A 12,767-nucleotide genomic window follows, 5' to 3' on the forward strand; every position below is an offset into this window, starting at 1 on the left:
CGGCCTGGGCGGCATCGGCCTGAACGTGATCCAGGGCGCCAAGATGGTGGGGGCCGACAAGATCATTGGTGTGGACCTGAACCCCGCACGCGAAGCCATGGCGCGCAAGTTCGGCATGACGCACTTCATCAACCCCAAAGAGCACGCCAACCTGGTGGATGCGATCGTTCAGCTCACCGACGGCGGCGCCGACTACAGCTTCGAGTGCATCGGCAACACCAAGGTGATGCGCGACGCGCTGGAATGCACACACAAAGGCTGGGGCCGCAGCATCATCATCGGCGTGGCGGAGGCGGGTGCCGAGATCAGCACCCGGCCGTTCCAGTTGGTGACGGGGCGCAAGTGGGAAGGCTCGGCCTTTGGGGGTGCGCGCGGGCGCACCGACGTGCCCAAGATCGTGGACTGGTACATGGACGGCAAGATCAACATCGACGACCTGATCACCCACAAGCTGCCGCTGTCGCGCATCAACGAGGGCTTTGACCTCATGAAGGCCGGCGAGTCCATCCGCACCGTTGTCGAGTTCTGAAATGAAACTGCCCCCACGCTCATCGCTTCGCGTATCGCTGCCCCCCAGGGGGAAGCGTCAGTGCCTTCGGGCGGCCGGGCGGCACTGACATGTCGCTGGACAACCTGGAACTGATCAGCGAACACGCCTGCTTCGGTGGCGTGCAGCGTTTCTACAAACACAGCTCGGCCGAAATCGGTTTGCCCATGCGCTTCGGCCTGTTCCTACCGCCGCAGGCGCTGGCCGGGCAGGCCGTGCCGCTGCTCACCTACCTGGCCGGTCTGACCTGTACCGAAGAAACCTTCGCCATCAAGGCCGGCGCACAACGCCAGGCGGCCGAACTGGGCCTGGTCATCCTCACGCCCGACACCAGCCCGCGCGGTGCCGGCATTGTGGGCGAAGACCACCACTGGGAATTTGGTGTGGGCGCCGGCTTTTACCTGGACGCCACCGAAATGCCCTGGTCCGGCCACTGGTGCATGGAGAGTTACATCGTCAAGGAACTGCTGCCCGGCGTGACAGCGCAGTTTGGTCTGGACGGTCAGCGCCTGGGCCTGTTCGGCCACTCCATGGGCGGTCACGGCGCGCTCACGCTCGCGCTGCGCCACCCCGGCGTGTTCAAAAGCGTGTCGGCCTTTGCGCCCATTTCTGCCCCCACACAATGCCCCTGGGGGCACAACGCCTTCACCGGTTACCTGGGGCAGGACGAAGGCACCTGGGCCGCCCACGACGCCAGCGCGCTGATGGCGCAGCAGACATCCGCGCCGTACGCCAACGGCATCCTCATCGACCAAGGCCTGGCCGACAAATTCCTGGTGGAACAACTCAAGCCCGAGCTGTTCGAAGCCGCGTGCGCCCAGGCGGGCCAGCCGCTCACGCTGCGCCGCCACGCCGGCTACGACCACGGTTATTACTTCATCCAGACCTTCATGGCCGACCACCTTCGGCACCACGCCGAGCGGCTGGCCTGAATCAGGCCAGCGCCGACTGAAAGCGCCCAGTGGGTTCTTGCAAAACTTGACGAAGCGTGTGCGTGCTGCGCTGGCTGTCCCTTGTAGGATGGGCAGCCTGTTTCAGGCAGGCAATCATTCAGGGAGACACTCACATGGCGCTGACCAAGTTCGGATTTATCGTTACCGGCGACCGGTTCGTCCAGTACCAGGGGACAGACAATTTTTCCATGAAGGTGGTGGGCGTGCGCGAGCCAAGTGAAGGTATCGCGGCCGCGAAAGACATGGTCGCGGAGGGCATTCAACTCATCGAGTTGTGCGGCGGTTTCAGCCCCGTTTGGGCAGGCAAGGTGATCGAGGCCATCGACTACAAGGTGCCAGTAGGTGTGGTCGCCTATGGTCCGGAATCCATTGATGCCATGTACAGGTTGTTTGCGCAGTGAAAAGCGCAAGCGCGCTCGTGCCACCGCGCGACGCCCCGACGATGAACACGGTGAATATCGCCCGGGAAGCTCTTGCGCTTCCCTCTTCCTGGCAGTCCAAAATCATTGGCAAGGCTGGTGGCGCAAACGTCAAGGTTTTGCGGATGGACGCTTCCTCATATCCAAGCGAAGTGCACGACTTTGTGGAGGCTTTGCTTGTGCTGGAGGGTCACATGAACCTCGATATCGACGGGCAAGCCATTTGCGTGCAAGCGGGTGAGGTGTTCTTGGTTCCCGCTGGGCAGCCTCATGCAGTGGCTGCGGGCAGCTGTGGGACTTTGGTCATTGTCGATCAGTGAGCAGGTCACGTGCGCAACTGGCCAGTCGTCTACGAGCTTCGCTTGTCTGGAGGCGACTGCTGGTCATCACGAAAGGCTTGAGGGCGAAGGTGATATCGCTGCGTCCAGCACCTCCACCCAGTGCCGCACCGGCGTGTTGGTGCCGCTTTGCAGGTGGGTGATGCAGCCGATGTTGGCGCTGACGATGGTGCCGGCCTGCAACTCGCCCAGGTGGCCGAGCTTGCGGTCGCGCAGGGTGTAGCTGATCTCGGGGTTGAGCACCGAGTAGGTGCCGGCCGAGCCGCAGCACAGGTGGGGTTCAACGCGGTTGACCTGGATGTCAAAGCCCAGGGCGCCCAGGTGCTGTTCCACGCCGCCTTTGAGTTGTTGGCCGTGCTGCAGCGTGCAGGGCGGGTGGAAGGCGAGTTTGGCGCTGGCCTTCACCTTGCCTTGCAGCGCGGGCACCAGTTCGGGCAACAGTTCGCTCAGGTCTTTTGTCAGCTCGCTGATGCGCGCGGCCTTGGCTGCCCATTCAGGCTCGTCTTGCAGGATGTGGCCGTATTCCTTGACCGTGACACCACAACCAGAGGCGTTCATCACGATGGCCTCAACCTCCGCTTCGACGTGTGGCCACCAGGCGGCGATGTTGGCGCGCATCTGGGCTTTGCCGCCGTCCTGGTCGTTGAGGTGGAACTTGACCGCGCCACAGCAGCCGGCTTGGCCTTCGACGATGGTCTGGATGCCGGCAGCGTCCAGCACGCGGGCGGTGGCGCTGTTGATGTTGGGCATCATGGCCGGCTGCACACAACCGGACAGCATCAATACCTTGCGCGTGTGCTGGCGGGTGGGCCAGGCGCCAGCGTCCTGCCGAGCGGGCACCTTGTTCTTGAGTGATGCCGGCAGCAGCGGGCGCACCAGTTGCCCCAGCTTCATGGCCGGGCCAAACAGCGGCGAGGGCAGGCCTTCTTTCAGCAGCCAGCGCACGGCCTTTTCACCGGCCGGGCGTGGCACCTTGGCGTCGACGATCTTGCGGCCGATGTCCACCAGGTGGCCGTAGTCCACGCCGCTGGGGCAGGTGGATTCGCAGTTGCGGCAGGTCAGGCAGCGGTCCAGGTGCTGCTGGGTGGCGCGGGTGGGCGTGGCGCCTTCGAGCACCTGCTTCATCAGGTAGATGCGCCCGCGCGGGCCGTCCAGTTCGTCGCCCAGCAACTGGTAAGTGGGGCATGTGGCGGTGCAGAAGCCGCAGTGCACACATTTGCGCAGGATGGCTTCGGCGGCTTGGCCGTCGGGCGTGCCTTTGAACTCGGGGGAGAGGTTGGTTTGCATGCTCAGGCCAGCTTTCCTGCGTTGAAGATGCCAGCCGGGTCGAAGGCTTCGCGCAGGCGCTGTTCGATCTGGGCCAGGGGGCCGGTGGTGGGTGTGCGGCGTGGCACGCCGGCTGGCAGGCCGTTGATGGGCGGGCGGAACAGCGTGGCATGGCCGCCCGCGCGGGCGGCGGCGGCGCGCAGGCGCTCGGCCGCATCCACGGGCGCCCAGAGCCAACGCTGGCCACCGTGCCATTCGATGAACTGCGACCACGGCAGCTCCAGCGCGGGCGCGGACGGTGCCACGCTCAGGCGCCACAGGGCCGCGTCGGGTGCGGGCGCGGTGAAGAAGGGCAGGCGCTGGTCGCGGCAATCGGCCCAGTCGGTGCCGGCCTGGGTGTTGTCCATGCGCTGACCCGGCACGTCGTTCAACATGCGGGCACAAGCCGATTCCACGGCGGCCACGGCACCGCGCAGGCGTACGAACAGCAGGTCTTTGGGCGGTGAGGCGGTGTCATCGTGCACCCAGCAACTGGCGTTCATTGGTAGCGGCAGGCCGCCCCAGCGCTGCAACTGCGCCAGGGCTGGGGCCTGTGGCAGTTCAAACACCAGCGTGGCTTCGGCGGGCGCCACCGGCAGCACCTTGAGCGAAACCTCGACGATCAGGCACAGCGTGCCCCAGCTGCCAGCCAGAAGGCGGCTGACGTCATAGCCCGCCACGTTTTTCATGACCTGGCCGCCGTAGGTGAGCAACTCGCCCCGGCCGTTGAGCACCTGCACGCCGAGCACATAGTCGCGCACGGCGCCCACGCTGGCGCGCGCCGGGCCGCTCAGGCCGGCGGCCACCATGCCGCCCACGGTGGCGCCGGGGCCGAAGTGGGGCGGCTCGAAGGGCAGGCACTGACCGTGTTGAGCCAGCAAGGCTTCAATCTCCGCCAGAGGCGTGCCGGCCAGGGCGGTGATGACCAGTTCGGTGGGTTCGTAGGCCACCACGCCGCTGAGGTCGCGCGTGTTCAGCACGGGCAGGCCGTGCGCTGGCGCGCCGTGGAAGGCTTTGGTGTCGCCACCGCGCACGCGCAGGGGCGTGCGGCTGACTGACGCAGACAGCACCGACTCGACGAGCGGCGCCAGGGCGGGATGGGTGGCAGCTTGCATGGCCGCAATGGTAGCGACCGTGCCCTTTGTTGGCGCTTGATATTTTTTGTGCCCCCGCGCGCGGGATTTCAGCTCGCGTGGCCGAGGCAGGCGCCGGCGTTGGGCCGGCCGCGGCATTCGCGTTTGAGGCGTTTGGCGCGGGTGGCGTCGCTCTCCTCGGAGCTGCTGGGCACGACCTTCACGCTGCCGGTGCGCTGGCGGGGTTTGTCCTCGGCTTTGACCTGGCGGGCCTGGGCGGTGGACACAAGCAGGGCCAGGCCAAGCAGCCAGGCCAGTTCAGTGGCGTGTTTCATGTTCTCTCCCTGATCGAAGCGCCATGGTAGATCGGGTGCCACGGCTTGGCTACACTGCCCCGATGCTTTGGGTCAAATCCTTTCACATCGTTTTTGTGGCCAGCTGGTTTGCCGGCCTGTTCTACTTGCCGCGCATCTTTGTCAATCTGGCCATGGTGCCACCCGAGAGCGTGGCAGAGCGCGAGCGCCTGCTCACCATGGCGCGCAAGTTGTTGCGCTTCTCCACCCTGCTGGCGGTGCCGGCGCTGGGCTTGGGGTTGTGGCTGTGGCTGGGCTATGGCATCGGCATGGGGCCGGGCAATGGCTGGATGCACGCCAAGCTGCTGATCGTGTTGCTGGTGGTGGGCTACCACCACCTGTGTGCACGCATGCTCAAGGGGTTTGTGGCCGGCCAAGACCGCCGCAGCCACGTCTGGTACCGCTGGTTCAACGAGGCGCCCGTGCTGATGCTGGTGGCCGCCGTGGTGCTGGTGGTGGTCAAGCCCTTCTGACGGCCATGTCAAGCGACCGCCACGACGGTCAGCACAGCTTTGCGCTGCTGCTGGCGCTGTGGTACGTGGCCTTGGTGGTGTACGCCAGCCTCTACCCTTTCCACAGTTGGCGCGACCAAGGGGTTTCGCCGTGGGACTACCTGTGGGCGCCCTGGCCGCGGTACTGGACGCTCAAGGACGTGCTGGCCAACCTGGCCGGGTACATGCCGCTGGGTTTTCTGATCACCTGGGCGGCTTGGCGGCGTGGCGCGCGGGTGCTGGCCTTGCTGGCAGGCGCGCTGCTGCCGGCGCTGTTGTCCCTGGGCCTGGAGGCTGTGCAAAGCTACCTGCCCCAGCGTGTGCCGTCCAACGTGGACTGGCTGCTCAATGCTGCAGGCGCCTTGTTGGGGGCGGTGTTGGCCCTGATGCTGGGGCACGGGGGCGCCATCGCACGCTGGAGTGATTTCCGCCAGCGTGTGTTTGTGCCGGATTCGCGTGGTGCCCTGGTGTTGCTGGCCTTGTGGCCGCCGGCGCTGTTGTACCCCTCGTCCCTGCCGTTTGGCTTGGGGCAGGTGTGGCAGCGGGTCGAGGTGTGGCTGGGTGAAACCTTGGTGGACACGCCGTTTGCCGCTTGGCTGCCGGCCCAGCCACCGGCCCTGAGCGAGCTCAGCGCGCTGGGCACCGCCGTGTGTGTGGCGTTCAGCCTGTTGGTGCCTTGCCTGCTGGGCTACGCCGTGTTGGCCACGCTGCGGCAGCGTCTGTGGTACTGGCTGTTTTTTTGTGTGGGCGCCTTTGGGGTGGGGGGCGTGTCGGCCGGGCTCACCTACGGCCCCGCGCACGCCTGGGCATGGTTGGTGCCACAGGTGGTGGCCGGCGGCGTGGCGGCGGCCCTGCTGGCCTTGCTGGCGCTGGGTTTGCCCCGGCGCACCTGTGCGGTGTTGATGCTGTTGGCGTTGGCGTTCTCGCTGGGCTTGCTCAACCAGGCGCCCGACAGCCCCTATCTGGACCAGTCGCTGCAGCTGTGGGAGCAAAGCCGCTACAGCCACTTTCATGGGCTCAGCCAGTGGTTGGGCTGGCTCTGGCCCTATCTGGCGTTGGCTTACGGCGTGGTCTTGGCTTCTCGGCGTGGGCGCCCTCACTAAAATGCGCGGATGTCCGATGCCGCATCCACCCCGCCTGGTTCCTACTACCAGCGCCACATTTTTTTCTGTCTGAACCAGCGCGACAACGGCGAAGCCTGCTGCGCCGACCACAACGCCCAAAAAGCCTTTGACCGCTGCAAGGCCCAGGTCAAGGCGCAGGGCCTGGCCGGCCCCGGCAAGGTGCGGGTCAACAAGGCCGGTTGCCTGGACCGCTGCGCCGGTGGCCCCATCGCTGTGGTTTACCCCGAAGCCACCTGGTACACCTTTGTGGACGAGGCCGACATCGACGAGATCGTCAGCTCGCACCTGCGCGATGGCGTGGTGGTCGAGCGGCTGCGCACGCCCCACGACGTCGGTCGATGAACGCTCAGACCGAGAAGCTGCTGATTCCTGGCGCCGCTGGCGCCATCGAGGTGGCGCGCGACGTGGCGCCCGAGGCGTGCGGCGTGGCCGTCATCGCCCACCCGCACCCGCTGTTTGGCGGCACCATGGACAACAAAGTGGTGCAGACCCTGGCGCGTGCCTTCGTTCAATGTGGCTGGAGCACCTTGCGTTTCAACTTCCGTGGCGTGGGCCAGAGCGCGGGTGTGCACGACGAAGGCCGGGGCGAAGCGGCCGACCTGCTGCAGGTGGTCGAGCAGCTCGCGCCGCAGGGCCCGCTGTGCCTGGCCGGCTTTTCCTTCGGTGCTTTTGTCACCTCCCACGTGGTGGCGGCGCTGGCGCCGCAGCGCGACATCTACAAGATCGCCCTCATTGGCACGGCGGCCAGCCGTTTCAATGTGTTGCCCATCGCGGCGGAACTCCACGAGCGCACCCTGGTCGTTCATGGCGAGGCCGATGACACCGTGCCGCTGGCCTCGGTGATGGACTGGGCGCGGCCCCAGGTGTTGCCGGTGACGGTGGTGCCCGGCGGCGGCCACTTCTTTCATGGTCAGCTGCCCCTGCTGCGTTCGCTGGTGGTGCGCCACCTGCGGGCCTGAGCCGGGCGCGGTCTGGCCTTCATTTTTTGTTTTCTGAGGATTCCCTGTGTTGCGTTTTTCTGATTCGTCGGCGGCCACCTCGTGGCGCACCGTTCGCCAGGCCACGTTCGCTCTGAGTTTGGGCCTGGCGGCACTGGGCGCCAGCGCCCAGGCCCTGACGCCGCCCGAAGTGGCCGCGCGCGCCTACCTGCTGCTGGACGTGACCAGCCAGCAGGTGCTGGCCGCCAAGGACGCCGATGTGCAGGTGGAGCCCGCGTCCCTTACCAAGCTGATGACCGCCTACCTGGTGTTCGACGCCCTCAAGGCCAAGAAGATCAGCTTGACGCAGACCTTTGGCGTGAGTGAGCGGGCCTGGAAGATGCCTGGCTCGCGCATGTTCATCGACCCCAAGATGATGGTGCCGGTGGAAGACCTGCTCAAGGGCATGATCGTGCAATCGGGCAACGACGCCACCGTGGCTCTGGCCGAGGGGGTGGCCGGTTCGGTGGAGCGGTTTGTGCAACTCATGAACGAGCAAGCCAAGGCGCTGGGCATGACCAACACCAGCTACCGCAACCCGGAGGGCCTGACCGAAGCCGGCCACACCACCACCGCGCGCGACCTGGCGACCCTGGCGACGCGGCTCATGCGCGACTTTCCGGACTACGTTCCTTACTACGCCATCCAACGCTACCGCTACGCCGGCACGCCGACGGCCAACGACAGCAACCGCAACCTGCTGCTGTTCCGCGATCCGAGTGTTGATGGCCTCAAGACAGGTTTCACCAACGCGGCCGGCTATTGCCTCGTGGCCACCGCTCGCCGCAACTTCCCCGTCTTGGGCGAGGGCGCTGCCGGCCAACGCCGCCTGATCAGTGTGGTGTTGGGGGCTGCGAGCGAAAACGCCCGCGCGGCCGAAAGCCAGAAGCTGTTGAACTGGGGCTTTTCGGCCTACGAGGCGGTGCGCCTGTTTGCGCCCGGCCAGCCGGCCGTGACGCCGGCTGTGTGGAAAGGCAAGGCCCCGACCGTTGGCTTGGGGGTGCCCGAGGGCATTGTGGTGAGCGTGCCGGCCGGTGAGGGCTCCAAGCTCAAGACCGAGGTGGTGCGCCCCGACCCGCTGGTGGCGCCGCTGCAAAAGGGCCAAAAGCTGGGCTCGCTCAAGGTCAGCACCGGTGGTGGCGTGGCCGTCACCGAAGTGCCCCTCACGGTGCTGGAGACGGTGGAAGAGGCCGGCGTTCTGGGCCGGGCGTGGGACGCCATACGCCTCTGGATCAAGTAAATCTGTGCTTTGTGTGCCGGCAGTGGCGCGGCTGGCTTGCGCCGCTTGGCCCCCCGTGCTACATTAGCGGGCTTTTCGAAAATTTTCGAAGGGCTTTTCGTTTTCGCTTTTTTCAAACGTTTAGGGACGTTTCCAATGCCAACCATCAATCAACTCGTGCGCCACGGCCGGGAGGTCGAAAAGACCAAATCCAAGAGCCCGGCCATGGAGAACTCTCCTCAGCGTCGTGGCGTGTGCACCCGTGTGTACACCACGACCCCCAAGAAGCCCAACTCCGCTCTGCGTAAGGTCGCCAAGGTGCGCCTGACCAACGGTTTTGAGGTCATCTCCTACATCGGCGGTGAAGGCCACAACCTGCAAGAGCACAGCGTCGTGCTGGTGCGCGGCGGTCGTGTGAAGGACTTGCCTGGTGTGCGTTACCACATCGTCCGTGGCTCGCTGGACTTGCAAGGCGTGAAAGACCGCAAGCAGTCGCGCTCCAAGTACGGTGCCAAGCGTCCCAAGGCGAAGTAATTCGACTTGTTGTTCGGTGTTCGGCCGGCCGGCAAGCCGTGTTGAACGTAGTGACCCCAAAACGCCATGTCGGCGTCGGGTCGAGTAAGTGAAAACCTGGCTGGGTTTTCGCGGTGTCTGAAAAGACGCCAACTGAAGCAAATTTGAGGTGTAAACATGCCACGTCGTCGCGAAGTCCCTAAACGTGAAATCCTGCCGGATCCCAAGTTCGGCAACGTCGAGCTCTCCAAGTTCATGAACGTGATCATGGAAGGCGGCAAGAAGGCCGTCGCCGAGCGCATCATCTACGGTGCCTTGGAGCAGATCGAGAAGAAAACCGGCAAAGACCCGCTGGAAGCCTTCACCACCGCCATCAACAACGTCAAGCCCATGGTGGAAGTCAAGTCCCGCCGCGTGGGTGGTGCCAACTACCAGGTGCCCGTTGAAGTGCGCCCCGTCCGCCGCCTGGCCCTGTCCATGCGTTGGATCAAGGAAGCCGCCCGCAAGCGCGGCGAGAAGTCCATGGCCCTGCGCCTGGCCAACGAGCTGATCGAGGCCAACGAAGGCCGTGGCGGCGCCATGAAGAAGCGTGACGAAGTGCACCGCATGGCCGAAGCCAACAAGGCGTTCAGCCACTTCCGCTTCTGATTCACGCGGGTTTCATCTTTACCCGCTAGCCTCTCAGAAGCGAGCCCGCCACCCCAATCGGGGAGCGGGCTTTAATGCATCAATTTGGAGAATTTTCATGGCACGCACTACGCCCCTGGAGCGGTACCGCAATATCGGTATTTCCGCCCACATCGACGCCGGTAAAACCACCACCACCGAGCGCATCCTGTTCTACACCGGTGTGAACCACAAGATCGGTGAAGTGCACGATGGCGCGGCCACCATGGACTGGATGGAGCAGGAACAAGAGCGCGGCATCACCATCACGTCCGCTGCCACCACCTGCTTCTGGAAGGGCATGGACCGCTCGTTCGAAGAGCACCGCTTCAACATCATCGACACCCCCGGCCACGTGGACTTCACCATCGAGGTGGAGCGTTCCATGCGCGTGCTGGACGGCGCCTGCATGGTGTACTGCGCCGTGGGTGGCGTGCAGCCCCAGTCGGAAACCGTCTGGCGCCAGGCCAACAAGTACAAGGTGCCGCGTCTGGCCTTTGTGAACAAGATGGACCGCACCGGTGCCAACTTCTTCAAGGTTTACGAAGGCATGAAGCTGCGCCTGAAGGCCAACCCCGTGCCCATCGTGATCCCCATCGGCGCCGAAGACAACTTCGTCGGCGTGGTTGATCTGCGCAAGATGAAGGCCATCATCTGGGACGAAGCTTCCCAGGGCATGAAGTTCACCTTCGAAGACATCCCCGCCAACCTGGTCGAGCAGGCCAAGGAATGGCGCGAGAAGATGGTCGAGGCGGCTGCCGAAGCCTCCGAAGAGCTGATGAACAAGTACCTGGAAGAAGGTGACTTGTCTGAAGCCGAAATCACGGCCGGTCTGCGCGCCCGCACCCTGGCGTGCGAAATCCAGCCCATGCTGTGTGGCACCGCGTTCAAGAACAAGGGTGTGCAGCGCATGCTCGACGCCGTGATCGAACTGCTGCCTTCGCCTGTGGACATCCCGCCCGTGGGCGGCACGACCGAAGACGAAGAGCCGACCTCGCGCAAGGCCGACGACGAAGAGAAGCTGTCCGCTCTGGCGTTCAAGCTGATGACCGACCCGTTTGTGGGTCAGCTCACCTTCGTGCGTGTGTACTCCGGCGTGCTCAAAAAGGGCGACACCGTGTACAACGCGGTCAAAGGCAAGAAGGAGCGCATTGGCCGTATCGTGCAGATGCACGCCAACAACCGCCAGGAAGTCGAAGAAATTCGCGCCGGCGACATCGCTGCTTGCGTGGGTCTGAAGGACGTCACCACCGGTGAAACCCTGTGCGATCCGTCCGCCATCATCACCCTGGAGCGCATGGTGTTCCCTGAGCCCGTGATCGCACAGGCCGTGGAACCCAAGACCAAGGCCGACCAGGAAAAGATGGGCATCGCGCTGAGCCGCCTGGCCGCCGAAGATCCGTCCTTCCGCGTGCGCACCGACGAAGAATCGGGCCAGACCATCATCGCCGGCATGGGCGAGCTGCACCTGGAAATCATCGTCGACCGCATGAAGCGCGAATTCGGTGTGGAAGCCAACGTGGGCAAGCCGCAGGTGGCTTACCGCGAAACCATCCGTGGCACCGTGGATGCTGCCGAAGGCAAGTTCGTGCGCCAGTCCGGTGGTAAGGGCCAGTACGGTCACGTTGTGCTCAAGATCGAGCCGCAAGAACCCGGCAAGGGCTTCGAGTTCGTGGACGCCATCAAGGGTGGTGTGGTGCCGCGCGAATTCATCCCTGCCGTGGAAAAGGGCGTCATCGAAGCCCTGACCACCGGCGTGCTGGCCGGCTACCCCGTGGTGGACGTCAAGGTCACGCTGCACTTTGGTTCGTACCACGATGTGGACTCGAACGAACTGGCGTTCAAGATGGCCGCCATCTTCGGTTTCAAGGAAGGTTGCAAGAAGGCCCAGCCGGTCATTCTGGAACCGATGATGGCCGTGGAAGTGGAAACGCCGGAAGACTATGCCGGCACCGTGATGGGTGACTTGTCCAGCCGCCGTGGCATGGTGCAGGGCATGGAAGACATGATTGGTGGCGGCAAGGCCATCAAGGCCGAAGTGCCGCTGTCGGAAATGTTTGGCTACTCCACGTCGCTGCGCTCGGCCACCCAAGGCCGCGCCACCTACACGATGGAGTTCAAACACTACTCCGAAGCACCGCGCAACGTGGCTGAAGCCATCATGGCTGCGCGCGCCAAGTAAGGTTCTCCCCGTGCCTTCGGGTACGGGACTCTTTTTGTCTTCGACACCGCTTGTGCGGTCGGCAGGTTGCCCGTGATCTGCCAGGGTCGGAGACGTTAAACCCACACGGGCATTGTTCTTTTTACTGAGGTAATCGAAATGGCAAAAGAGAAATTCGAGCGGACCAAGCCGCACGTGAACGTTGGCACCATTGGTCACGTTGACCACGGCAAGACCACCCTGACCGCCGCCATCACCACCGTGCTGGCAGCCAAGTTCGGTGGCGCGGCCAAGGCCTACGACCAGATCGACGCGGCTCCGGAAGAAAAGGCCCGCGGCATCACCATCAACACCGCCCACGTTGAGTACGAAACGGCCAACCGCCACTACGCTCACGTGGACTGCCCCGGCCACGCCGACTACGTCAAGAACATGATCACCGGTGCCGCCCAGATGGACGGCGCCATCCTGGTGTGCTCGGCCGCTGACGGCCCGATGCCCCAGACCCGTGAACACATCCTGCTGGCCCGTCAGGTGGGCGTGCCCTACATCATCGTGTTCCTGAACAAGTGCGACATGGTGGACGACGCCGAGCTGCTGGAGCTGGTCGAAATGGAAGTGCGCGAGC

General features: G+C 64.6%; 16 protein-coding genes. 13 read left to right on the forward strand and 3 right to left on the reverse strand.

Translation table 11 applies throughout. The annotated features are described in order from the left end of the window. From ACFQU0_RS16380 to ACFQU0_RS16395, 4 genes are all read left to right on the forward strand, one after another. On the forward strand, positions 1-529 hold a 529-nt coding region (locus ACFQU0_RS16380; RefSeq protein WP_382202655.1), incomplete at its 5' end, for a zinc-binding dehydrogenase. An 89-nt stretch (positions 530-618) separates the two neighbouring features. After that, positions 619-1,479: an S-formylglutathione hydrolase gene (gene fghA / locus ACFQU0_RS16385; protein WP_382202657.1), complete on the forward strand. Its 861-nt coding sequence runs from the start codon at positions 619-621 to the stop codon at positions 1,477-1,479. 134 nt (positions 1,480-1,613) lie between these two features. Continuing rightward, a complete protein-coding gene (locus tag ACFQU0_RS16390) occupies positions 1,614-1,901 on the forward strand; it encodes a DUF6506 family protein (RefSeq protein ID WP_382202659.1) in 288 nt (95 codons plus the stop codon). A 41-nt stretch (positions 1,902-1,942) separates the two neighbouring features. Next, positions 1,943-2,239: a cupin domain-containing protein gene (locus tag ACFQU0_RS16395; protein ID WP_382202661.1), complete on the forward strand. Its 297-nt coding sequence runs from the start codon at positions 1,943-1,945 to the stop codon at positions 2,237-2,239. 66 nt (positions 2,240-2,305) lie between these two features. On the opposite strand, the gene glcF is transcribed toward ACFQU0_RS16395, so the two are convergent. From glcF to ACFQU0_RS16410, 3 genes are all read right to left on the reverse strand, one after another. Beyond that, positions 2,306-3,544: a glycolate oxidase subunit GlcF gene (gene glcF / locus ACFQU0_RS16400; RefSeq protein ID WP_382202662.1), complete on the reverse strand. Its 1,239-nt coding sequence runs from the start codon at positions 3,542-3,544 to the stop codon at positions 2,306-2,308. A gap of 2 nt (positions 3,545-3,546) precedes the next feature. Continuing rightward, complete coding sequence (gene glcE / locus ACFQU0_RS16405; protein WP_382202664.1) at positions 3,547-4,677, reverse strand: glycolate oxidase subunit GlcE; 1,131 nt, start codon at positions 4,675-4,677, stop codon at positions 3,547-3,549. Positions 4,678-4,745: 68 nt separating this feature from the next. Then, positions 4,746-4,970, reverse strand: coding sequence for a hypothetical protein (locus tag ACFQU0_RS16410; RefSeq protein ID WP_382202666.1), 225 nt, complete (start codon positions 4,968-4,970; stop codon positions 4,746-4,748). Positions 4,971-5,032: 62 nt separating this feature from the next. On the opposite strand from ACFQU0_RS16410, the gene ACFQU0_RS16415 reads away from it, so the two are divergent. The 9 genes from ACFQU0_RS16415 to ACFQU0_RS16455 form a co-directional block, all read left to right on the forward strand. Beyond that, positions 5,033-5,461 carry a CopD family protein gene (locus ACFQU0_RS16415; RefSeq protein WP_382202667.1) on the forward strand — a complete coding sequence of 143 codons (429 nt, stop codon included), beginning with the start codon at positions 5,033-5,035 and terminating at the stop codon, positions 5,459-5,461. A gap of 5 nt (positions 5,462-5,466) precedes the next feature. Next, a complete protein-coding gene (locus ACFQU0_RS16420) occupies positions 5,467-6,582 on the forward strand; it encodes a VanZ family protein (protein ID WP_382202669.1) in 1,116 nt (371 codons plus the stop codon). A 9-nt stretch (positions 6,583-6,591) separates the two neighbouring features. Continuing rightward, entirely contained in the window at positions 6,592-6,945 is a 354-nt protein-coding gene (locus ACFQU0_RS16425) for a (2Fe-2S) ferredoxin domain-containing protein (RefSeq protein WP_382202671.1), read from the forward strand. Continuing rightward, the gene (locus ACFQU0_RS16430) at positions 6,942-7,562 is read left to right on the forward strand and encodes an alpha/beta hydrolase (protein ID WP_382202672.1); all 621 of its coding nucleotides are present in this window, start codon (positions 6,942-6,944) and stop codon (positions 7,560-7,562) included. The genes ACFQU0_RS16425 and ACFQU0_RS16430 overlap by 4 nt, the downstream gene beginning before the upstream one ends. Before the next feature lie 112 nt (positions 7,563-7,674). Continuing rightward, entirely contained in the window at positions 7,675-8,820 is a 1,146-nt protein-coding gene (locus ACFQU0_RS16435; RefSeq protein ID WP_382202708.1) for a D-alanyl-D-alanine carboxypeptidase family protein, read from the forward strand. A gap of 135 nt (positions 8,821-8,955) precedes the next feature. Continuing rightward, positions 8,956-9,333 (forward strand): 30S ribosomal protein S12, encoded by a 378-nt coding sequence (gene rpsL, locus ACFQU0_RS16440; RefSeq protein WP_305334118.1) that lies wholly within the window; start codon positions 8,956-8,958, stop codon positions 9,331-9,333. Between the two features lie 156 nt (positions 9,334-9,489). After that, positions 9,490-9,960: a 30S ribosomal protein S7 gene (rpsG, locus tag ACFQU0_RS16445; protein ID WP_382202674.1), complete on the forward strand. Its 471-nt coding sequence runs from the start codon at positions 9,490-9,492 to the stop codon at positions 9,958-9,960. A gap of 97 nt (positions 9,961-10,057) precedes the next feature. Continuing rightward, positions 10,058-12,160 carry an elongation factor G gene (fusA, locus tag ACFQU0_RS16450; protein WP_382202676.1) on the forward strand — a complete coding sequence of 701 codons (2,103 nt, stop codon included), beginning with the start codon at positions 10,058-10,060 and terminating at the stop codon, positions 12,158-12,160. A gap of 138 nt (positions 12,161-12,298) precedes the next feature. Continuing rightward, positions 12,299-12,767: GTP-binding protein (locus ACFQU0_RS16455; RefSeq protein ID WP_382202678.1), on the forward strand; the 469-nt coding region annotated here is incomplete at its 3' end.

Origin of the sequence: Hydrogenophaga defluvii (genome assembly GCF_042665235.1) — a bacterium.
Classification (GTDB): Bacteria; Pseudomonadota; Gammaproteobacteria; order Burkholderiales; family Burkholderiaceae_C; genus Hydrogenophaga; species Hydrogenophaga defluvii_A.